The 20,542-nt window shown below is 63.9% G+C and carries 19 protein-coding genes; 17 read left to right on the plus strand and 2 right to left on the minus strand.

Annotated elements, in window-relative coordinates:
* The first annotated feature begins 8 nt into the window (after nucleotides 1-8).
* The 9 genes from rimP (at nucleotide 9) to KBX19_RS08330 (ending at nucleotide 9,392) form a co-directional block, all read left to right on the plus strand.
* Entirely contained in the window at nucleotides 9-590 is a 582-nt protein-coding gene (rimP, locus tag KBX19_RS08290; RefSeq protein ID WP_040423632.1) for a ribosome maturation factor RimP, read from the plus strand.
* Complete coding sequence (nusA, locus tag KBX19_RS08295; protein ID WP_255994988.1) at nucleotides 587-1,612, plus strand: transcription termination factor NusA; 1,026 nt, start codon at nucleotides 587-589, stop codon at nucleotides 1,610-1,612. Before rimP ends, nusA begins: the two co-directional genes overlap by 4 nt.
* Nucleotides 1,613-1,706: 94 nt before the next feature.
* Nucleotides 1,707-1,979: a YlxR family protein gene (locus KBX19_RS08300; protein ID WP_255994989.1), complete on the plus strand. Its 273-nt coding sequence runs from the start codon at nucleotides 1,707-1,709 to the stop codon at nucleotides 1,977-1,979.
* A 119-nt stretch (nucleotides 1,980-2,098) separates the two neighbouring features.
* Complete coding sequence (infB, locus tag KBX19_RS08305) at nucleotides 2,099-4,957, plus strand: translation initiation factor IF-2 (protein ID WP_255998341.1); 2,859 nt, start codon at nucleotides 2,099-2,101, stop codon at nucleotides 4,955-4,957.
* A 148-nt stretch (nucleotides 4,958-5,105) separates the two neighbouring features.
* The gene (rbfA, locus tag KBX19_RS08310; protein ID WP_255998342.1) at nucleotides 5,106-5,546 is read left to right on the plus strand and encodes a 30S ribosome-binding factor RbfA; all 441 of its coding nucleotides are present in this window, start codon (nucleotides 5,106-5,108) and stop codon (nucleotides 5,544-5,546) included.
* Nucleotides 5,546-6,544: a bifunctional oligoribonuclease/PAP phosphatase NrnA gene (locus tag KBX19_RS08315; protein ID WP_255998349.1), complete on the plus strand. Its 999-nt coding sequence runs from the start codon at nucleotides 5,546-5,548 to the stop codon at nucleotides 6,542-6,544. Before rbfA ends, KBX19_RS08315 begins: the two co-directional genes overlap by 1 nt.
* A gap of 3 nt (nucleotides 6,545-6,547) precedes the next feature.
* Nucleotides 6,548-7,843, plus strand: a complete 1,296-nt coding sequence (locus tag KBX19_RS08320) for an MATE family efflux transporter (protein ID WP_255998351.1) — start codon at nucleotides 6,548-6,550, stop codon at nucleotides 7,841-7,843.
* Nucleotides 7,844-7,866: 23 nt separating this feature from the next.
* On the plus strand, nucleotides 7,867-8,694 hold the full coding sequence (locus KBX19_RS08325) for a metallophosphoesterase (protein WP_255998353.1): 828 nt from the start codon (nucleotides 7,867-7,869) through the stop codon (nucleotides 8,692-8,694).
* A complete protein-coding gene (locus tag KBX19_RS08330; protein WP_255994995.1) occupies nucleotides 8,691-9,392 on the plus strand; it encodes a 4'-phosphopantetheinyl transferase in 702 nt (233 codons plus the stop codon). Before KBX19_RS08325 ends, KBX19_RS08330 begins: the two co-directional genes overlap by 4 nt.
* On the opposite strand, the gene truB is transcribed toward KBX19_RS08330, so the two are convergent.
* A complete protein-coding gene (truB, locus tag KBX19_RS08335; protein ID WP_255998355.1) occupies nucleotides 9,354-10,274 on the minus strand; it encodes a tRNA pseudouridine(55) synthase TruB in 921 nt (306 codons plus the stop codon). The two genes, KBX19_RS08330 and truB, sit on opposite strands and share 39 nt — an antisense overlap.
* Between truB and KBX19_RS08340 the strand changes: the two genes are divergently transcribed.
* The 4 genes from KBX19_RS08340 to KBX19_RS08355 all read left to right on the plus strand — a co-directional run bounded on the left by KBX19_RS08340 (nucleotide 10,273) and on the right by KBX19_RS08355 (nucleotide 15,099).
* The gene (locus KBX19_RS08340; protein WP_255998357.1) at nucleotides 10,273-11,265 is read left to right on the plus strand and encodes a bifunctional riboflavin kinase/FAD synthetase; all 993 of its coding nucleotides are present in this window, start codon (nucleotides 10,273-10,275) and stop codon (nucleotides 11,263-11,265) included. The two genes, truB and KBX19_RS08340, sit on opposite strands and share 2 nt — an antisense overlap.
* 42 nt (nucleotides 11,266-11,307) lie before the next feature.
* Nucleotides 11,308-12,276 (plus strand): nucleoside hydrolase, encoded by a 969-nt coding sequence (locus tag KBX19_RS08345; protein ID WP_255998359.1) that lies wholly within the window; start codon nucleotides 11,308-11,310, stop codon nucleotides 12,274-12,276.
* Between the two features lie 125 nt (nucleotides 12,277-12,401).
* The gene (gene rpsO, locus KBX19_RS08350) at nucleotides 12,402-12,671 is read left to right on the plus strand and encodes a 30S ribosomal protein S15 (protein ID WP_255994999.1); all 270 of its coding nucleotides are present in this window, start codon (nucleotides 12,402-12,404) and stop codon (nucleotides 12,669-12,671) included.
* A gap of 124 nt (nucleotides 12,672-12,795) precedes the next feature.
* Nucleotides 12,796-15,099 (plus strand): polyribonucleotide nucleotidyltransferase, encoded by a 2,304-nt coding sequence (locus KBX19_RS08355; RefSeq protein ID WP_370687014.1) that lies wholly within the window; start codon nucleotides 12,796-12,798, stop codon nucleotides 15,097-15,099.
* 79 nt (nucleotides 15,100-15,178) lie between these two features.
* On the opposite strand, the gene KBX19_RS08360 is transcribed toward KBX19_RS08355, so the two are convergent.
* Complete coding sequence (locus KBX19_RS08360; protein WP_255998362.1) at nucleotides 15,179-15,856, minus strand: hypothetical protein; 678 nt, start codon at nucleotides 15,854-15,856, stop codon at nucleotides 15,179-15,181.
* Between the two features lie 147 nt (nucleotides 15,857-16,003).
* Between KBX19_RS08360 and dapB the strand changes: the two genes are divergently transcribed.
* From dapB to KBX19_RS08380, 4 genes are read left to right on the plus strand one after another with little or no spacing between them, the layout of a single operon-like run.
* A complete protein-coding gene (gene dapB / locus KBX19_RS08365) occupies nucleotides 16,004-16,750 on the plus strand; it encodes a 4-hydroxy-tetrahydrodipicolinate reductase (RefSeq protein ID WP_255998363.1) in 747 nt (248 codons plus the stop codon).
* Nucleotides 16,750-17,502 carry an FAD-dependent thymidylate synthase gene (gene thyX / locus KBX19_RS08370; protein ID WP_255998365.1) on the plus strand — a complete coding sequence of 251 codons (753 nt, stop codon included), beginning with the start codon at nucleotides 16,750-16,752 and terminating at the stop codon, nucleotides 17,500-17,502. The genes dapB and thyX overlap by 1 nt, the downstream gene beginning before the upstream one ends.
* A 14-nt stretch (nucleotides 17,503-17,516) precedes the next feature.
* Complete coding sequence (gene dapA, locus KBX19_RS08375) at nucleotides 17,517-18,407, plus strand: 4-hydroxy-tetrahydrodipicolinate synthase (RefSeq protein ID WP_255998367.1); 891 nt, start codon at nucleotides 17,517-17,519, stop codon at nucleotides 18,405-18,407.
* A 2-nt stretch (nucleotides 18,408-18,409) separates the two neighbouring features.
* Nucleotides 18,410-20,533: a ribonuclease J gene (locus tag KBX19_RS08380; protein ID WP_305083787.1), complete on the plus strand. Its 2,124-nt coding sequence runs from the start codon at nucleotides 18,410-18,412 to the stop codon at nucleotides 20,531-20,533.
* Nucleotides 20,534-20,542 lie beyond the last annotated feature (9 nt).

Here is a 20,542-nt window from a genome sequence, read left to right on the forward strand (position 1 = left end):
TGGTTCTCATGGCATTTCCGGAAGTCGAAGAACTCAAAGAGCTCATCCGCCCCGTCACAGACGCACGAGGGTTGGACATTGAGGCTGTGCGCACCGTCAAGGCCGGCAAGAAATCGCAGGTGGTCGTCGCTCTCGCGGCTGACGAAGCACCGACGTTGGACCAGCTCGAGGAAGTCTCGGGCGAGCTCAGCGAGCTTTTCGACGCCGCAGAAGCTGCCGGCACCGTTAACTTCGGCGCGGGATACACCCTGGAGGTGACTACTCCGGGCGTGGATCTTCCGCTGACGCAGCCGCGTCACTGGCGGCGCAACCGGGGGCGCCGCGTGAAGCTAGGTGGTGACATCTACCGCGTTGGCCCGCTCGATGACGCGGAGGAAAATGTCGCGTTGATCAGCCCAGCCGCTAAGAAGTCCGACGAACCGGGCGTGCGGGTCGCTCCCATTTCGGATGTGTCGGGTGCGGTGGTAGAAATTGAGTTCAACGCAGCACCGGAGGCAGAAGTTGAGCTGTCGAACATGAGCTTTGCCGACGTGGAGGGCCGTGCGGAGCAATCCGGTGCAGAAGCTGAAGTCAGGAAGGACGACAAGTGAATATTGACATTGCCGCGCTGAAGCAGATCGAGTCAGAGGCAGGAATCCCCGTCGATGACCTGCTGGGCACGATCGCCAGCGCGCTGCTCTTCGCCTACCGCGAGGGCAAAGATGAATTCGGTACCGGCGCAGCGGGGGAGGGCACGAAGGCTCGTGTCGACATTGATACGCAGACCGGTGCCGTGGCCGTCATGGTCAGCGAGCTCGACGACGACGGCAACGTCATCTCCGAGTATGACGACACCCCGGTGAACTTTTCCCGCGTAGGTGCGCAGGCGGTGCGCGAGGCAATTCTCAAGCGCATGCGCACGGCCGCCGACAACCGCGCTTACAGCGCGTACTCGGAGCTGGAAGGCCAGGTCGTCTCCGGTGTCGTGCAGCGCGACGCCAGCGCGAACGAGCGCGGCATCGTCGTGGTGCAACTGGGTACGGAATCTGACCCCCAAGACGGCATCCTTTTGCCCGCGGAGCAGATTCCGGGCGAGAAGCTGGAGCACGGTGACCGCGTGAAGTGCTATGTCGTCGGTGTCTCCGGCGGCGACCGCAGGACCACCGTCAACCTCTCGCGGACGCACCCGGAGCTCGTGCGCGGCCTGTTCGCCCTCGAGGTCCCTGAGGTCGCTGACGGCTCCGTCGAGATCGTCGCGATTGCCCGCGAGGCCGGCCACCGCTCAAAGGTGGCCGTCAAGGGTGTGGCCAAGGGCATCAACGCCAAGGGCGCATGTATTGGGCCGCGCGGCGCCCGAGTCACCAACATCATGGAGTCCCTCGGTGGGGAGAAGATCGATATCGTCGACTTCTCCGACGACCCGGCTGTGTACGTCGGTAACTCGCTCGCACCGTCGAAGGTCGTGCGCGTGGACGTGGTCGACCACGACGCGCAAACAGCCCGCGTGGTCGTGCCGGATTACCAGCTCTCACTCGCCATCGGCCGCGAGGGCCAGAACGCACGCCTGGCGGCCCGACTGACGGGGTGGAAGATCGACATTCACTCCAATGCAGACCTCAGCGCTGGGCAATAGCGGCTGAGTAACAGTTTTCTGCCTGGGTGGCGTAAGGTAAGACACTGGCTTCTTTCCCGCACGCCCGTGCGGGGTCGGGGCCGCACAAGGGAGTATGAGCGAAAAACATGTACCTATCCGGACGTGCATTGGCACACGCCGTGCACTGCCGGATGCTCGCCTTCTCCGTGTGGTCGTCGACCCGGATGATCCGTCGCGGATCGTCCCGGACCCGAAGCGGTCCATGCCGGGCCGCGGTGCGTGGCTGACCCCCACGCTGGAAGCGTTTGAGCTGGCGGAGAAACGCCGCGCCTTCGGGCGGGCTCTCCGCGTGTCCGCGCAAGTGGACACAAGCGATGTACGGAAGTACGTAAGTGAAAAGGACTAAAGAACTGATGAGTCTTCAACCATGAAGCAGAAAATGCATCAGCGATGAACGTCATGACCATCGTCTAGAGTCCGGTCGCGTAGCAGCGGCCCGTCTCTAGCCCAACCACGAGGAGACACGTGCCCGGAAAGCTACGCGTTCACGAGCTTGCGAAGCAGCTCGGCGTAACAAGTAAGGAATTGCTCGCCACCCTGAAGGAGGAAGGCGAGTTCGTCAAAACCGCTTCCTCCACCATCGAACCGCCGGTGGTGAAGAAGATGAAGGCGGTTTATGAGGCACGCGGCGGCGCAGACAGCGGCGACGCGAAGAATGCTAAGGACACCAAGGCCGATTCGGCTGCGAAGAAACCGGCTGCGAAGAAACCGGCTGCTAAGCCGGCAGCGAAGCCTGCCGCCAAGACGCCTACCGCGAAGAAGCCGGCTGCCCCGAAGTCTGACAGCGCTCAGGCTGAGTCTGCGGCGCCGAAGCCGGCAGCGGCAAAGCCCGCCGCGAAGCCGGGCCCGAAGCCCGCGGCACCCAAGCCCGCGTCCAAGCCGGCTGCTGAGAAGCCTGCGGACAAGCCCGCTCCGAAGCCGGCAGCGGCGAAGCCTGGCGCACCGAAACCGGCGGCGAAGCCCGGCCCGAAGCCGGGTGCTAAGCCTGGTGAGGGCGATGCTGGATCCGCCATGCCGCGCCCGATGCCGAAGCCGGGTGGCCGCCCCCGCGTGGCCAATAACCCGTTCTCTTCGAACGCGGGCGGTCCGCGCCCGCAGCCGCGTCCGGGCGGTGGCCCCGGCGGCCAGCAGAAGCGCGGCGGTGGCCAGGGACAGCGCGGCGGCGGCCAAGGCGCACCGCGCCCGGGCGCACGTCCCGGTGGCGGCAGAGGAGCTCCGAGCCCCGCAGATATGGCGAACCACCCGAACCCGGCACAGATGCCGTCCCGCGCCGCAGGTAAGCGCGGCGGCGGTGCGGGCGGCCGCGGTGGACAAGGCGGCGGTGGTCGTGGCCGCGGTGGCGGCTTCGGCGGTCCCGGCGGTCCCGGCGGCGGTTTCCGCGGTCGCGGTGGGCGCCGTGGCGGTACCGCCGGTGCATTCGGTCGTCCCGGTGGTGCACCGGGCAAGCGCCGCAAGTCCAAGGGCCAGAAGAGGGCCGAGTATGAGGAGATGCACGCACCGAACGTCATTGGTGGCGTTCGCCTGCCCGACGGCGGCGGCAAGACCGTCCGTCTGCGCCAGGGTGCAACTCTGACCGACCTGGCTGAGAAGATCGGCACCGAGGCATCGAGCCTCGTGCAGGCTCTGTTCAACCTCGGTGAGATGGTCACCGCGACCCAGTCTGTGTCTGAGGAGACACTGCAGCTGCTGGGTGCGGAGATCAACTACGAGGTGCAGATTGTCTCCCCGGAGGACGAGGACCGCGAGCTTCTCGAGTCCTTCGATCTGCAGTTCGGTGAGGACGAAGGTGGCGAGGAAGCTCTCGAGCAGCGCCCGCCGGTGGTCTCCGTCATGGGTCACGTCGACCACGGTAAGACCCGCCTGTTGGACTCCATCCGCCAGGCCAATGTTGGTAAGGGTGAGGCCGGCGGCATCACCCAGGGCATCGGTGCTTACCAGACCGAGGTCACCCTGGAAGACGAGCCGCGCAAGATCACCTTCCTGGATACCCCGGGTCACGAGGCCTTCACGGCGATGCGTGCCCGCGGTGCGAAGTCGACCGACTTGGCTATCCTGGTGGTCGCAGCCGATGACGGTGTCATGCCGCAGACGGTGGAGGCCATCAACCACGCCAAGGCTGCGGAGCTGCCGATCGTGGTGGCTGTGAACAAGGTGGATAAGGAAGATGCCCAGCCGGACAAGATCCGTGGCCAGCTCACCGAGTACGAGCTGGTTCCGGAGGAGTACGGCGGTGACACGATGTTCATCGACATCTCGGCAAAGCAGGGAACGGGCATCGACGAGCTGCTCGAGGCCGTCCTGCTCACCGCCGATGCAGCGCTCGAGCTGACTGCGAACCCGGACATGGACGCTCAGGGTCTGGCCATCGAGTCCCACCTGGACCGCGGCCGCGGCCCTGTCTCCACGGTGATCATTCAGCGCGGTACCCTGCGCGTCGGTGACTCCATCGTCGTCGGCGGCAACTTCGGCCGCGTGCGCCGCATGGTCGACGAGTGGGGCAACGACGTCGAGGAGGCTGGCCCGTCCCGACCGGTTCAGGTCCAGGGTCTCAACGGCGTTCCCGGCCCCGGCGACAACCTGCTCGTGGTGGAGGACGACCGTGTCGCGCGCCAGATTGCTGCACAGCGTGATGCGCGTCAGCGCGCCGCGATGCAGGCCCGCCGCAAGAAGCGCGTCTCCCTGGAGAACCTGGACCAGGCGCTCAAGGAGACCAGCACCCTCAACCTCATCCTCAAGGGCGACAACGCCGGTTCGGTGGAAGCCCTCGAGGAGGCTCTGCTCAAGATCGAGGTGGACGACGAGGTGGAGGTCAACATCATCGACCGCGGTGTCGGTGCTGTGACCCAGACCAACGTCTCGCTGGCTGCGGCGTCCGACGCTGTCATCGTGGCCTTCAACGTCCGCTCCGAAGGCAAGGCCACCGAGGAAGCCAACGACGAGGGCGTGGAGATCCGCTACTACTCCGTCATCTACCAGGTCATCGACGATGTCGAGGCCGCTCTCAAGGGCATGCTCAAGCCCATCTACGAGGAGCGCGACCTGGGTGCGGCGGAGATCCGCCAGATCTTCAAGGCCTCTGCTGTCGGCCTCATCGCCGGTTGCATGGTCACCGAGGGTTCGGTCAAGCGCGGTGCGAAGGTCCGTTTGGTCCGCGACGGCAACGTCATCACACCGGACGCGACGATCGATTCGCTGCGCCGCGAGAAGGACGATGTCACCGAGGTGGCCAGGGGCTACGAGTGCGGTATGGTCCTGTCCTACCCGGACATTCAGGTCGACGACATCATCCAGACCTACGAGATGGTCGAGGTGCCGCGCACGTAACGTCGAAAAGCAATAATTGCTTATCGACGATTCCCCGGCAGCGCCCCGCGACGAGAGAGACCCCTCTCGCGCGGGGCGTTTTGCATGCGCGGGGTAGAGTGGTGGCTTGAATTGACGGCAGCTCAACGTGAGTCAAGGAGTGGTTACTGTGGCGGATAACACGCGCGCACAACGACTAGCTAAAAGGATCCAGACGATTGTCGCTAGCGCTATTGAGCGCCAGATCAAGGATCGCCGGCTGGAGCTTGTCACAGTGACCGATGTCCGTGTGACCGGTGACCTCCACGACGCGACGGTGTACTACACGGTGCGCGGCGAGAGCATTGATGATGAGCCTGATTACGACGCTGCTGCAGAGGCACTCACCCGCCACAAGGGACAGCTGCGCAAGATTGTCGGTGAGGAGCTGGGCGTTCGGTTCACTCCGACGTTGACGTTTGAGCTGGACACGGTTCCGGAGGCGTCGGCACGCATGGAAGAGCTGCTGGCCCGTGCCCGCGCGCGCGACGAAGAGCTCGCGGAGCTGAAGAAGAACGCGCAACCGGCTGGTGCCGCAGATCCCTACAAGACCCGAGCGGGGGACGAGTAATGGCCGTAGTGCCCGGTTTGTTTGCGCCGGGCGAAGGTGAGTTTGCGGCGGTGGCGCAGCGCCTGCGGGATGCCCCTGTCGTGCATGTGGTGACCCATATTCGCCCGGACGCAGACGCTATCGGGTCCGCATCGGCGCTCGCTCTTGGGTTGCAGTCGATCGGCGTGGAGGCCACCGTGCGCATCGGCCAACGCGAAGCCGTGCCCGAGAACTTGGACTCGATCCCGGGTGTTACCGATGTCATCCTCGGCGAACCGCTGCCCGCTGAGGGCTTGGTAGTCACCACTGACTGCGCTTCGATCGACCGCACTGGGTCCTACCGCTCGGTGATCCAGCAGGAGCGTGACCGCGTCGTGGTCATTGACCACCACGAGTCCAACCCAGGCTTTGGAAGCATGAACCTGGTCTTGCCCTCGGAGTCCACGACCGTGATCATCCGCGAGCTGCTCGGGCACCTGGGTGTGGAGATCACCCCGGAGATGGCTTACTGCCTGTACGCCGGTCTGGTGACCGACACGGGCAGTTTCCGCTGGGGCACCCCGCGGATGCACCTGCTCGCCGCTGAGCTGATGGAGCTGGGCGTGGAACCGCGCTCTGCCGCGATGGCGCTCATGGATGCGGTCTCTGCTGAGGATCTGCGCTTGATGGGTGCTGTCATGGCCGGAATGGAGACCCGTGTGGCCGGCCACCACACCATGTCGGTGCTGGCTATTGATGACGAGCATCTGCACGGCATGAACCAGACCGCTGTGGAATCCATCATCGAGTACTCCCGCGCGCTGACCGGCAGCGACATCGGTGTGGTATTCAAGGAGCTCCACCCCGGTTATTGGTCGGTGTCGCTGCGCTCCAGCGTGGTAAATGTCGCCGAGATCGCTGCAGTGCACGGCGGCGGCGGGCACATCCCGGCGGCCGGTTATTCGGCCCGCGGTCCTGTCGCAGACGCCATTGATGAGCTGCACGCGACCGTGGCTGCCCTCGACGCGACGGCGCTGTGACCTGTGGTTGAATCACCTGCTGAAACTGTCACTGCGCGGCGAGTTCTCGCCTTGGCGCTACCTGCGCTTGGCGTGCTTGCGGCCAACCCGCTGTATCTCTTGCTGGACACAGCCGTCATCGGCCGGCTGGGAGCAGGCGAGCTCGCTGCGCTTGCCGCCGGCGCGACCGTCCAGTCGACGGTGACCACGCAGCTGACGTTCCTGTCCTACGGAACGACCGCGCGGGCCTCCCGCTTCTACGGGGCAGGGAAGAAAGAAGATGCCGTGGCCGAAGGAGTCCAAGCGACGTGGGTGGCCGTGGGGGTCGGGTTGCTGCTAGCCACCATCGTGTGGATGTTCGCCCGCCCGATCGCCTTGTTCCTCACTAACGACCCCGCCACCGCGGACCTCGCTGCGACATGGATGCACGTTGCTGCCATCGCGATCCCGCTCACGCTGATCATCATGGCGGGCAACGGCTGGCTGCGCGGGATCCAGAACACCAAGCTGCCGTTCTATCTGACTCTGTGCGGACTCATCCCCGGCGCGGCGGCGCTACCGCTGTTGGTCAACCGCTTCGGGCTCGTGGGGTCGGCGTGGGCGAATGTGATCGGCATGGGCATCACGGCTGCTGGGTTCCTCATCGCACTGACCCGGTCCCACAACGGCGGGTGGGCTCCCGACTTCGCGGTCATCCGCCGCCAGCTGGTGCTCGGACGCGACCTGATCCTGCGGTCCCTGTCGTTCCAGGTGGCTTTCGTCTCCGCAGCGGCTGTGGCAGGTCGTGTGGGTGTCGCTGCGTTGGCGGCGCACCAGATCATGCTGCAGCTGTGGAACTTCCTCACCCTGGTGCTTGACTCGCTGGCGATTGCTGCCCAGACAATGACGGGGTCCGCGTTGGGTACCGGCCGGGTGCAGGACGCGCGCCGGGTGGGGGAGCAGGTGACCAAACTCTCCGCCGGGTTCGCGTTCCTCCTCGCCGCTGTCTTCGCGCTTGGCGGGCCGTTGATCCGCGGGCTATTCACCACGGACGCTTCTGTTCTCGACGTCATGGCCACACCGTGGTGGCTGCTCATCGCCATGATCGTGGCAGGCGGAGTGCTCTTCGCGCTCGACGGCGTGCTGCTCGGCGCCAGCGATGCGGCGTTTTTACGCAACCTCACCATCAGTTCGGTGCTCCTTGGATTCCTGCCCGGCGTACTCATCGCCTACTGGGCTGGCACTGGTCTGACAGGAATCTGGGCGGGGTTGGCCGCGATGATCGCGATCCGGCTCACTGGTGTCATCTGGCGTTTCACGTCGATGCGGTGGGCGCAGTAAGCAGCGGTTAGAGTGAACTCACCATGACTACCGCGACCAGCACGACCAGCACGACCAGCACGCTGTGGGCAGTTTCGGACCTTCACCTCGCTGTGAAAGCGAACCGGCCATGGCTAGATGAAATCCAGCCGCAGGATCCCTCCGACTGGCTCATCGTTGCCGGCGACGTCGCCGAGCGCACTGATCTGGTGGTTCGTGTCATGGCGAAACTCACTGAGAGGTTCGACACTGTCGTATGGGTTCCGGGAAACCATGAACTCTTCAGCCGCAGTATGGATAGGTACAAGGGGAGGGAGAAGTACGCGGATCTCGTCGCAAAGCTGCGCGCTTTAGGCGTGATCACCCCGGAAGACCCGTACCCCGTTTTCGGGGGCGTGACCATCGTGCCTTTGTTCACGCTGTATGACTACTCGTTCCGCATGCCCACCATGACTGTGGAGGAAGCGCTCGAGTCGGCGCACGCGCAGCAGATCGTGCTGACTGACGAAGTGGCTATCGCGCCGTTTGTCGACATTCGTGCGTGGTGCTGGGACCGCTTGGCGTACTCCACCCGCCGGCTGTCGCGCATTGAAGGCGAGACCATCCTGGTCAACCACTGGCCCCTGGTGCAGGAACCGACGAACTACATGATGTTCCGTGAGATCGCGCTGTGGTGCGGCACCCGGCACACGCGCGGCTGGGCCAAGCGCTACAACGCGCGCGCTGTCATCTACGGACACCTGCACATGCCCGGCGTGCAGCGGATCGACGACGTCGACCACATCGAGGTATCTCTCGGCTACCCCGAAGAATGGAAGCGCCAGACCAACCGCCCCACGTGGCCGTACCCGGTGATGGAGGTGCAGCAGTGATCGACAAAGAGCTGTTCCCTGACCCGGCGCGGGTGGTGTACATGCGTATCGACGACACCGCAGAGACCACCGACCTGACTAACTACAACGACCTGCATCCAGAGGAAAGGGTGGTGGTCAGCCGGGCCGTCGACATTCGGAAGAGTGAATTCGGCGATGCCCGCTGGTGCGCTCACCGCGCGCTGCAAGAGCTCGGGTTGGAATCGGCGGGCTCGATCCTCAAGGGTGAGAAGGGAATGCCGCTGTGGCCGGACGGTTACACAGGCTCCCTTACCCACACGGAAGGTTTGCGCGTTGCCGTCGCCGCCCCGTCGAGCGAGTTGCTCTCCGTCGGCATTGACGCTGAGCCTGCCGAGCCGTTGCCCGAAGGCGTGCTCGACCAGATCGCACGCTCAACCGAACGCCACTGGGTGGATAAGCAAAAGTCTGCCGGCAATGCGTGGGCAGACCGCCTGTTGTTCTGCGCGAAGGAAGCCACCTACAAGGCGTGGTTCCCCATGACGCGGCAGTGGCTCGGTTTCGAAGACGCCGAGATCGAAATCCGCTCCGACGGCACCTTCATCGCGTACCTCCTGGTGCGGCCCACTCCGGTCCCGTATATCCGCGGCCGGTGGGTCGTGCGCGGAGGGTACGTCTACGCCTCGACGTTCGTGCCGGCGTCACAGCGTCGAGGGACGGGCGACAAAGAGCGTCGATAAGCGCTTGCCCTTTTCGCGAACAAGCGCCACGGCGCGGCCATCCGGTCCCACAGCGGCGTGAACGCCGTCGAGCCCGCGCGGCTCGAGCCACTTGCCCATGGCCAGCGCAGCGTATTCGTCAGCGGTGACGTTCAAGACGGGCCACGCGGCAGTGAGCGCTTCATCGAGCGAGAGCGACAACGCGGGGGAGTCCTCGAGCCGCTCGAGCGTGCGCGCGTGCTCCAACGTGAAAGGGCCGACTGCTTCACGGCGCAGCGCCGTCAGGTGCCCACCCACTCCGAGCGCCTCGCCCATGTCCCGGGCGAGCGAGCGAATATACGTTCCCGAAGAGCAGTGCACCCGTGCATCCACGTCGACGAAGGAACCCTCGCGGCGGATGCCGGCGACGTCGAAAGAAAACACTGTCACCGGCCGCGCCGGGATGGTCACCTCTTTGCCTTCGCGGACGAGCTCATGGGCGCGCTTGCCGTCGATTTTGATGGCAGAGACTTTCGACGGCACCTGCATGATCTCCCCGGTGAGTGCAGTGACCTGCTCCATGACCTGTTCGTCGGTGAGCGTGGACGCGTCGGTCTCAGCGAGGACATCGCCCTCGGCATCATCGGTCGTGGTGGAGGCACCGAGGCGGATCGTGGTCGCATAGACCTTGTCATCGGCCACCAGGTGCGCAAGCAGCTTCGTGCCGCGCTCAATGCCCGCGACCAGCACACCAGTGGCCATCGGGTCGAGCGTTCCCGCGTGTCCCACCTTGCGCGTTTCGAAGAACCTGCGTAGCCGCGCGACCACATCGTGGCTGGTCATCCCTGCCGGTTTATCCACGACGACAATGCCGGAGTGTGCCAGCGGATCGGTGTGGTTGGCGGTGTGCGCATCAGAGTTCATGGATCCAACCCTATGCACTACGCTGGCGCGGGTGGATATTTTGTCTGGGCTCGAGGACATTCCCGCTGATCTTAAGGACCCGGTAGTCACCATCGGCGTGTTTGACGGTGTGCACCGCGGCCACCAGATGCTGATCACCCGGGCGGTTGAGCACGCCCAAGCGGCCGGAGTGCCCAGCGTGGTCATGACGTTCGACCCGCATCCCGTCGCCGTGTTCGCGCCCGACCAGACACCGCCTGTATTGCTTCCGCTCGCCGAGCGCGCTCGTCTGATCGCGGACCTCGGTGTGGACTACATGCTCGTCATCGACTTCACCCGGGAGCTCGCAGGAGAGAGCCCGGAAGAGTACTTCGAGTCGGTGATCGTCAATAGGCTGCACGCCTCCCGCGTTGTCGTCGGCGAGAATTTCACGTTCGGTGCACGCGCCTCCGGCACCGCGCAGACCATGCTGGCGCTCGGTGAAAAGTACCGCGTCGACGTCGATGTCGTTTCCTTGCTTTTCGACGGATCCGCCCGCATCTGCTCCACCTCCATCCGCTCAGCGCTGCGCGACGGTGACGTCGCCGGGGCAGCCGAATTCCTCGGCAGGGAATTCTCCATCACCGCCCCGGTGGAGCGCGGCGCCGGCCGCGGCGGGCGCGAACTGGGCTACCCGACAGCGAACCAGTACGTCGCCGACACCGATGCGGTACCTGGCGACGGGGTCTACGCCGGCTGGTTCACTGTCCTCGACTCCTCACCTCTCGACGGGGACATGGAACCTGGAATCCGCTATCCGGCTGCGATTTCGGTGGGCACTAACCCGACCTTCGGCGACGACCGCCGCAGCGTCGAATCGTTCGTCCTCGACCGCGATGCCGACCTTTATGACCGTCTCGCCCGCGTGGAGTTCATTGCCAAGGTGCGCGACATGGTCAAGTTCGACTCCGTCGATGAGCTGCTGGAGAACATGGCCCGGGATGTTGCCCGGGTCCGCGAAATCCTGTCCTAGCCCGTCGGTGCCTGTAGGGCCTAACGGCTAGTGTGGAGTCCCATGAGCAAAAAGATGATTCTGGATCTGGACACCGGCATCGACGACGCGCTCGCCTTGGCGTACGCCCTCGGTTCCGAGGAAGTCGACCTCATCGGTGTGACCGGCACTTATGGCAACGTGCTGGTGGACACCGGTGTGCGCAACTCCCTGGCCATCCTCGAATTGTTCGGCCGCACCGACGTGCCGGTCTTCGCGGGACCGGACCATGCGCGTGTGAAGGACTCTTTTGAGGTGCTGGAGATTTCCGAGTTCATCCACGGGGCCAACGGCGTTGGCGAGGCTCAGCTGCCGGAGCCGACTCGCTCGGTGGAGGAAAAGTCCGCGGTGGACTTCCTCGTGGAGTCGGTGGAACAGTACGGAGACGACCTGGTCATTGTCCCGACAGGCCCGTCGACGACGATTGCCGCAGCGATTGAGGCGAGTGAGACCTTCGCTAAGAAGGCCCACATTGTCATGATGGGCGGTGCGCTGACCGTCCCCGGCAACGTCGCACCGTGGGCAGAAGCGAACGTCAACCAGGACCCGGAAGCTACTGATCTGCTTTTCCGCCGGGCGAAGGACGTCACCATGATCGGCCTCGACGTCACCCTGCAGACGTTGCTCACCTACGACGAGACCGCGAAGTGGGAAGCACTGGGCACCCCGGGTGGAGACTTCTTAGCCGCGGCCACGAACTACTACATCAAGGCCTACGACACCACGGCCCCGCACCTGGGTGGCTGCGGCCTGCACGACCCGCTGGCTGTCGGTGTGGCGATTGACCCGTCGCTGGTGACCACCATCGACATCAACCTCAAGGTCGACACAGAAGGGGAGACCCGCGGCCGCACAATCGGCGACGAGACCCGGCTCAATGACGAGGAGAAGACGGCGCGGGTTGCTGTTGGCGTCGATAAGCAGCGCTTCTTGGATGAGTTCATGCGGCGCATCACCGCGCTTGCCGCGAACTCCTCGCGCAGTGGCGATTAGGATCTCGCACGGCACGTGCGTTAACATGCTCATTCGGCCGTGAAACCAACGACTGTGGTCCGCAGCAGTCCTTCCCACGGCCAGATCCGAAGATTGCGGACTGAAACAAACAAGGAGAAACACTCATGGCTCTTTCCACTGAGAAGAAGGCTGAAATCCTCAAGGAGTACGGCGTCCACGAGACCGACACCGGCTCCCCGGAGGCTCAGGTCGCACTGCTGACCGAGCGCATCAACAACCTGACCGAGCACCTGAAGACCCACAAGCACGACCACCACTCCCGTCGTGGCCTGCTGCTGCTCGTCGGTCGCCGCCGCGGTCTGCTGAAGTACCTGCGCGAGAACAATGTTGAGCGTTACCGTGACCTCATCGCTCGCCTGGGGCTGCGCCGCTAAGCCCACGCGCTGAAGCGCACAGCGCCTCGTGCCCAGTTCTTCTGAACTGGGCATTTTTCATGCCCACCTGGTAGTATGCCGGGGTGTTGCAAGTCAAACATGCGGCGGCACCGATGATCGCCGAATCAACCCCCCAGAAAGGGATCTTTTGAGCAAGAACAAGCACACCCCGGACAACGCTGTTGAGGTCAATGTCGACGAGGAGTTCGGGATCACCGAATCCGTCGCTGTTCTGGACAACGGTGACTTCGGTGAGCGCACCATTCGTTTCGAGACGGGCCAGCTGGCACGCCAGGCTGGTGGCTCGGTGACGACCTACCTTGACGATGACACGATGCTGCTGTCCACTGTGACCGCATCCAACCAGCCACGCGAGGGTTTTGACTTCTTCCCGCTGACCGTTGACGTGGAAGAGCGCATGTACGCCGCGGGCAAGATCCCGGGTTCGTTCTTCCGCCGCGAGGGCCGTCCCTCCACCGAGGCTATTCTGGCCTGCCGCCTGATCGACCGTCCACTGCGCCCGACGTTTGTGAAGGGTCTGCGCAACGAGGTGCAGGTTGTGGTCACGGTCATGAGCTGGAACCCGGAGGAGTACTACGACGTCGTTGCCATCAACGGTGCATCCGCCGCAACGCAGCTGTCCGGCCTGCCGGTCTCGGGTGCTGTCGGTGGTGTGCGCATGGCGCTCATCGCCGATGACCAGCACCCGGAGGGCCAGTGGGTCGCGTTCCCGAACCACGAGCAGCATGAAGCCGCTGTGTTCGAGATGGTCGTTGCCGGCCGCATTGTGGAAAAGAAGAAGGGGCGGAAGAAGGTCCAGGATGTCGCGATCATGATGGTCGAGGCAGGTGCGGGCGCTAACGCCGTGAAGCTTATCGACGGTGGCGCTCCCGCCCCCACCGAGCGCACCGTCGCCGAGGGCCTGGAGGCTGCTAAGCCCTTCATCCAGACTCTGTGCGAGGCGCAGAACGCTTTGGCAGACAAGTCTGCGAAGGAAACCCAGGACTTCCCGCTGTTCCCGCCGTACTCCGACGAGGTCTTCGACGCTGTGGAGAAGAAGGCGTCCAAGAAGCTGTCGAAGCTCTTGACCATCCCGGGCAAGCACGAGCGCGATGACGCGACCAACGAGTACATGGAAGAGATCGAGGCGGATCTGCTCGAGACTTTCGCTGGCGAGGATGCAAGCAAGGAAATTCGCGCCGCATACAACGCGGTGATGAAGCAGATCGTCCGCGACAAGATCCTTTCCGAGGGCTTCCGTATTGACGGCCGCGGTGTCACCGACATCCGCGACCTCGAGGTCGAGGTCGAGCTCATTCCGCGTGCGCACGGCTCCTCCCTGTTCGAGCGCGGCGAGACCCAGATCCTCGGTGTGACCACCCTGGACATGCTGAAGATGGAGCAGCAGCTGGACTCCCTCCACCCGGAGACATCCAAGCACTACATCCACCACTACAACTTCCCGCCGTACTCCACCGGTGAGACTGGCCGGGTTGGCTCTCCGAAGCGCCGCGAGATCGGCCACGGTGCTCTCGCCGAGCGCGCCCTGATTCCGGTCATTCCTTCGAAGGAGGACTTCCCGTACACGATCCGCCAGGTGTCGGAGGCTCTCGGCTCTAACGGATCGACCTCCATGGGTTCTGTTTGTGCCTCCACGCTGTCGCTGTACAACGCTGGTGTGCCGCTGGCTGCTCCGGTGGCCGGCATCGCCATGGGCCTTGTTTCTGGTGAGGTCGACGGTGAGACCAAGTACGTGGCACTGACCGACATCCTCGGTGCTGAGGACGCGTTCGGCGACATGGACTTTAAGGTCGCTGGTACGTCCGAGTTCATCACTGCTTTGCAGCTGGACACCAAGCTCGACGGTATCCCGTCCGATGTTTTGGCTAGCGCTCTGGAGCAGGCGAAGGAAGCCCGCGAGACCATCCTGGACACCATGGCTGAGGTCATCGAAGGCCCGGATGAGATGAGCGCGCTCGCCCCGAAGATCACCACTGTGCGCGTCCCCGTCTCCAAGATCGGTGAGGTCATCGGCCCGAAGGGCAAGACCATCAACCAGATCACCGAGGACACCGGCGCTGACGTCTCCATCGAGGATGACGGCACGATCTACGTGTCCGCCGCTACCGGTGAGGCTGCTGACGCTGCGATCGAACAGATCAACTCGATTGCCAACCCGCAGCAGCCGAAGGTGGGGGAGCGCTACTTGGGCACCGTGGTCAAGACGGTCGCGTTCGGCGCGTTCGTCTCGCTCACCCCGGGCCGCGACGGCCTGGTGCACATCTCCAAGCTCGGCGGCGATAAGCGCATTGAGAACGTCGAGGATGTGGTGAACGTCGGCGACAAGATCGAGGTGGAGATCGCCGACATCGACAACCGCGGCAAGATCTCGTTGGTCCCGGTCTCTGAGGACGAAGACGAGAACTAAGCCGAAAACAAAATCCCTCCGTTCCGGCTGATAACCGGGTCGGAGGGAATCGCGGAGAAGCGCCCCACGGGGCGTTTTTCTATTTCTCGAAGTCGACGACTAGGCGCGTCGGGTTCTCCAGGATGCTCACCTTGTACGGGCGGGTGTCCTTCAAGCCCACGAAGTACTGGGATGCGCCCTCGAACGTGCCTTGGTTCACGACATCTACGACCGCACCGCTAGCCAAACCCAGGTTGGTCTTGCCCGCGTACTTGTGGTCCGGGGTCATATCCAGCGAGGTGCCGTGGATGAGCAATTCGAAGTGCGCATCGCCGGGCACCTCGACCGGATTGCCCGACGTATGCTGGCGCGGATCATCCGTGTATCCAGCGTGGAACCTCGGTTGACCGGTTCCTTCGAACTCGAAGACAAGGCGGTCGTAATTCTCGTGGCTACCCACGCGGATATCGGTCGTGCGCAGTTCCGCAGGGTCGCCGTCGAACTGCTCTGTGGGTTCAGTGCTGAAGTCGCCGTCAGCGCCGGGTTGCATGTCTGCGGCCCCCAGTGTGTTCTGCTGGCCATCTTCCGTTCCTGTCGGCTTCGTCGCAGAGTTCTCCGCGTCCTTATCGGCAGTGTCGGCATCAGGGTTTGTGGAGGTGCTCATCTGGGGTTCTGGAACGGTGTCGCCGGTGTCGCAGGCAGAAAGAGCAAGACCAGCCGCCGCGAGGACAGCGACAGCCGCTGAGGCATGTGTCTTCTTCTGTGGTGTGTGTTTCATATGTGACAGCCTAGCTGGGTGCGGACTCCGGAGCGGTTGCGACGGGCCGGGGACAGCACGCAACGGTGGCGAACGGCGGCCAGCGATGCCGCGCTAAGGTGGTCCAGAGAAAACAGACGAAGCAAAGTACGACAGAAAGGGCAACGCATGACTATCAAGGTGGGAGTTCTCGGAGCGAAGGGCCGCGTGGGCTCGGCAGTCGTGGCGGGTGTGAACGCCGCTGAGGACTTGGAACTGGTCGCAGAGGTTGGCGCAGGCGATTCTTTGGATCTGCTCACCGACAACGGTGCTGAGGTCGTGGTGGACTTCACCACCCCGGGCGTGGTCATGGACAACCTGGAGTTCTGCATCAATAACGGCATTCACGCCGTGGTGGGCACGACTGGTTTCGACGAGGAGCGTTACGGCCAGGTGCGTTCCTGGCTCGAGGCCAACGAGGGCGTCGGTGTACTCATCGCGCCGAACTTCGCTATCTCCGCTGTGCTGGCCATGGCGTTCGCCCGCCAGGCAGCCCCGTTCTTCGACTCTGCAGAGGTCGTGGAGTACCACCACCCGAACAAGCTTGACGCTCCGTCGGGCACGGCGGTGAAGACCGCCCAGGGCATTGCGCAGGCCCGCAAGGACGCCGGCATGGGTGCCATGCCTGATGCGACAGAGCAGGCTCTCGACGGTTCACGCGGTGCCGATGTCGACGGTGTCCACGTGCACGCCGTGCGCATGCAGGGCATGGTCGCCCACGAGGAAATCATCTTCGGCACCACCGACCAGTCCCTGACCATCCGCCAGGATTCCTATGGGCGTGACTCGTTCGTGCCGGGTGTGCTGACGGGTGTTCGGAACGTCGATAAGCATGCGGGACTGACGATCGGCCTGGACTCCTACCTGGGGCTGTAATGACGCAAAGCAGGAATCTCGACGTCCAACTGATCGCCGCAACATCGTTTGCGGCGCCAGCGGATGTCGCGTGGGAGCAGGATGGGCAGGCCACGGACGCGGAAGCGCTCGTGGAGTTCGCGGGCCGGGCGTGTTATGAGACCTTCGACAAGCCCAACCCGCATACCGCTGCCAACGACGCGTACCTGCGACACATCCTCGAAGTCGGGCACGACGCGTTGCTCGAGCACGCCACCGCGACGCTGTACATCCGCGGGCTGTCGCGTTCTGCAGGCAACGAGTTGCTGCGCCACCGTCACCTGTCGTTTTCGCAGTTGAGCCAGCGCTTTGTGCCTGCCGCTGAAGCAGATGTGGTCATCCCGGACGCGATCGCGGACGACGCGGATCTCAAACGCATCTTCCTCGCCGCTGTCGATGAATCGCGCTTCGTCTACGAGGAGCTTTTGGGCGCGCTGGATGAGAACACTGAGGACGAGCCGAACGCGCTGCTGCGCAAGAAGAAGGCCCGCCAGGCCGCGCGCGCGATCCTGCCGAATGCCACTGAGACGCGCTTCGTGGTCACCGGCAACTACCGCGCCTGGCGCGGCTTCATTGCGGCGCGCGCCAGTGAACACGCTGACGTGGAAATCCGCGCGCTCGCCATCGCGTGCTTAGAGATTCTTAAAAAGCAAGCACCAGCGCTTTTCGACGACTTCCTCATCAGTACGCTTGCCGACGGTTCCGTCATGGCCACCAGCCCGTACGCCGGATAGTAACCTGTTGAGCTATGGGCATTATTAAGAATGAATTAGGAACCGTCGGCGTTGCCATGGCCACCCCGTTCGACAGCAACGGTGACCTGGATCTCGAGGCAGGCCGGAGGTTGGCGGCCCACCTCGTAGACAACGGGGTCGACCTGCTGATCTTGGGTGGCACGACCGGAGAATCGCCGACCACGTCCGCCGATGAGAAGCTCCAGTTGATCACAGCGGTGCGTGAGGAGCTCGGCGACCGCGTCAAGATCATGGCCGGCTCGGGCACGAACGACACCCGCTCCTCGATTGAGCTGTCGCGGGCCTCCCGCGACGCCGGCGCAGACTCCCTGCTGGTTGTCACCCCGTACTACTCCAAGCCGTCCCAAGCGGGACTTCTCGCTCACTTCAGCGCTGTGGCGGAGGCGACGGAACTGCCGATCTGCCTCTACGACATTCCCGGCCGCTCCGCGATCCCCATCGCCGGCGACACCATCCGCGCGTTGGCGGAACTGCCTACCGTCAAAGCCGTGAAGGATGCGAAGGGCGACATGCTGGAGGCCACCGCGATTATCAATGACACGGGGCTGGACTGGTACTCTGGCGACGACGTTCTCAACCTGCCGTGGTTCTCCCTCGGCGCGATCGGTGTGATCTCCGTGATTGCGCACGTCGCACCAGGGTTGATGAGAGAAATGGTGACAAGCTTCGAGGAAGGCGACCTCGCCCGAGCCCGGGAAATCAACGCCAACACCATGTGCGTGCTTGCTGGACAGCAGGCCGTGCTTGGTGGAGTGACATTTGCAAAGGCAGCCCTGCGCTTGCAGGGCATCGAGGTCGGAGACCCCCGTCTGCCCATCGTCGCACCCGACGAGAAGCAGCTGGAGGCGCTGCGACGTGACATGGAAAAGGCTGGAGTCCTTTAAGTATGAATGAATCCCGTAACCGCTCCCGCAAGGTGTCCCGCAAGGCGGGCCCGCCAGAGGCTGGCGACCAGCAACCGGTGTTCCAGACCCCGGACACCTCGCCCGCCGACAACAATGCCGATGCCGGCAACGACCGTGGGGGCCGGGATAACCAGGGCTCCAACAATAACGGCGGCGGCAACGGCAAGAACGACAACGGCGGCAACGGTGGCGGTTCGAACAACGGCGGTAACCGCTCTGGCAACAACCGCGGCGGTAACGGTGGCAACGGCGGAAATGGCGGTGGTGGAAACAACCGTGGCCGTGGACGCGGACGTGGCGGCCGTGGGGGAGGCCGCGGTGACAACCGCCGTAACCCAATGAAGTCGATGCAGGGTGCGGACCTGACGAAGCGTCTGCCCGCCCCGCAGAAGCCGGCAAACGGTGCGCTGCGTATTTACGCGCTCGGCGGCATCTCTGAGATTGGCCGCAACATGACCGTGTTCGAGTACAACGGCCGCCTGCTCATTGTGGACTGTGGTGTGCTCTTCCCGTCTTCGGACGAGCCGGGTGTGGATCTCATCTTGCCGGACTTCGGTCCGATCGAGAACAAGCTGGATAAGGTTGAGGCGCTCGTGGTCACGCACGGGCACGAGGACCACATCGGCGCGATTCCGTGGCTGCTCAAGCTGCGCCCGGACATCCCGATTTACTCCGCGCGCTTCACCAACGCGCTCATCGCGGCCAAGACCCGCGAACACCGCCAGAAGCCGAAGCTGCACGAGGTCAACGAGAAGTCGGAGATCACAGCAGGCCCGTTCAACCTGCGCTTCTGGCGCGTGGGCCACTCGATTCCGGACTGCCTCGGTGTGGTGATCAAGACCGGTGCCGGCACCGTATGCATGACCGGTGACATCAAGCTGGACATGACCCCGTACGACAACAAGCCGACGGACCTGCCCGCGCTGGCCCGCTACGGCGACGAGGGCATCGACCTGTTCCTCTGCGACTCCACGAACGCCACCATTCCGGGCATCTCCAGTTCGGAGGCCGGCATCGAGGAGACGCTGATCCGCCTTGTCCAGGGTGCGAAGCAGCGCGTCGTCCTCGCATCCTTCGCCTCGAACGTGTCCCGCGTGCAAATGGCGATCAACGCTGCGGTGGCGTCGGGCCGTAAGGTCGCCTTCAACGGCCGCTCCATGATCCGCAACATGGAGATCGCGGAGAAGATGAGCATGCTCAAGGCTCCGCGCGGCACGATCATCCCGATCGAAGAGGCCGCGAAGATGGCCCCGCACCGCGTCATGCTCATCACCACCGGTACGCAAGGTGAGCCGATGGCGGCGCTGTCGCGCATGTCGCGCCGCGAACACCGCCAGATCACGGTGCGTGACGGCGACCTGATCATCCTGTCCTCCTCGCTCATTCCGGGTAACGAGGAAGCGGTCTTCGCCGTGATCAACAACCTCGCCCAGATCGGTGCGACGGTGGTGACCAACGAGGACGCCCACGTCCACGCGTCCGGTCACGGCTATGCCGGTGAGCTGCTGTTCCTCTACAACATCGCCCGCCCGCGTAACGCCATGCCGGTCCACGGCGAGTGGCGTCACCTGCGTGCCAACAAGGAGCTGGCAATCGCGACTGGTGTGAAGCCAGAGAACACTGTTCTGGCGCAGAACGGTGTGGTCGTGGACATGATTGACGGCAAGATCACGGTCGCTGGCCAGTACCAGGTTGGTCACCTCTACGTTGATGGCACCACGATGGGCGATGTCGACCCGGATGTTCTGGCAGACCGCACTTCGCTGGCGTCCGGCGGTGTCATCTCCATTACCTGTCTGATCGACGACCGCACAGGCAGCCTCATCGAGAAGCCGAAGGTGTCTACCACAGGTCTCATCGACGATGATCGTGGTGTCGTCCCGGTCATCCAGGAGCTGGTGGAGACCACCATGTCTGACCTGGCTGCCGAGGGTGAGAATGACCCGTACCGCATGGTGCAGCAGCTGCGCCGGCGCATTTCCCGCACCATCGAGCAGAAGTACAAGCGCGAGCCAGTCATTCTGCCGACCGTGGTGCCGATGAACACCGACGACATCACCCCGGCGTCGCCCGAGGAGATCGCGGAGTCCCGCGAGTCGCTGTAGACGAGCATT

It is taken from the genome of Corynebacterium sp. CCUG 71335 (assembly GCF_024454075.1).
Taxonomy (GTDB): domain Bacteria; phylum Actinomycetota; class Actinomycetes; order Mycobacteriales; family Mycobacteriaceae; genus Corynebacterium; species Corynebacterium genitalium.

Bases quoted from the DNA above. Each gene is read 5' to 3' on its own strand.
- dapA (WP_255998367.1), top strand. From the start codon at position 17,517: ATGGGCATTATTAAGAATGAATTAGGAACCGTCGGCGTTGCCATGGCC.
- KBX19_RS08325 (WP_255998353.1), top strand. From the start codon at position 7,867: ATGACTACCGCGACCAGCACGACCAGCACGACCAGCACGCTGTGGGCA.
- KBX19_RS08315 (WP_255998349.1), top strand. From the start codon at position 5,546: ATGGCCGTAGTGCCCGGTTTGTTTGCGCCGGGCGAAGGTGAGTTTGCG.
- rpsO (WP_255994999.1), top strand. From the start codon at position 12,402: ATGGCTCTTTCCACTGAGAAGAAGGCTGAAATCCTCAAGGAGTACGGC.
- rimP (WP_040423632.1), top strand. From the start codon at position 9: ATGGCATTTCCGGAAGTCGAAGAACTCAAAGAGCTCATCCGCCCCGTC.
- dapB (WP_255998363.1), top strand. From the start codon at position 16,004: ATGACTATCAAGGTGGGAGTTCTCGGAGCGAAGGGCCGCGTGGGCTCG.
- KBX19_RS08340 (WP_255998357.1), top strand. From the start codon at position 10,273: ATGGATCCAACCCTATGCACTACGCTGGCGCGGGTGGATATTTTGTCT.
- thyX (WP_255998365.1), top strand. From the start codon at position 16,750: ATGACGCAAAGCAGGAATCTCGACGTCCAACTGATCGCCGCAACATCG.
- KBX19_RS08300 (WP_255994989.1), top strand. From the start codon at position 1,707: ATGAGCGAAAAACATGTACCTATCCGGACGTGCATTGGCACACGCCGT.
- KBX19_RS08360 (WP_255998362.1), bottom strand. From the start codon at position 15,856: ATGAAACACACACCACAGAAGAAGACACATGCCTCAGCGGCTGTCGCT.
- KBX19_RS08345 (WP_255998359.1), top strand. From the start codon at position 11,308: ATGAGCAAAAAGATGATTCTGGATCTGGACACCGGCATCGACGACGCG.
- truB (WP_255998355.1), bottom strand. From the start codon at position 10,274: ATGAACTCTGATGCGCACACCGCCAACCACACCGATCCGCTGGCACAC.
- KBX19_RS08380 (WP_305083787.1), top strand. From the start codon at position 18,410: ATGAATGAATCCCGTAACCGCTCCCGCAAGGTGTCCCGCAAGGCGGGC.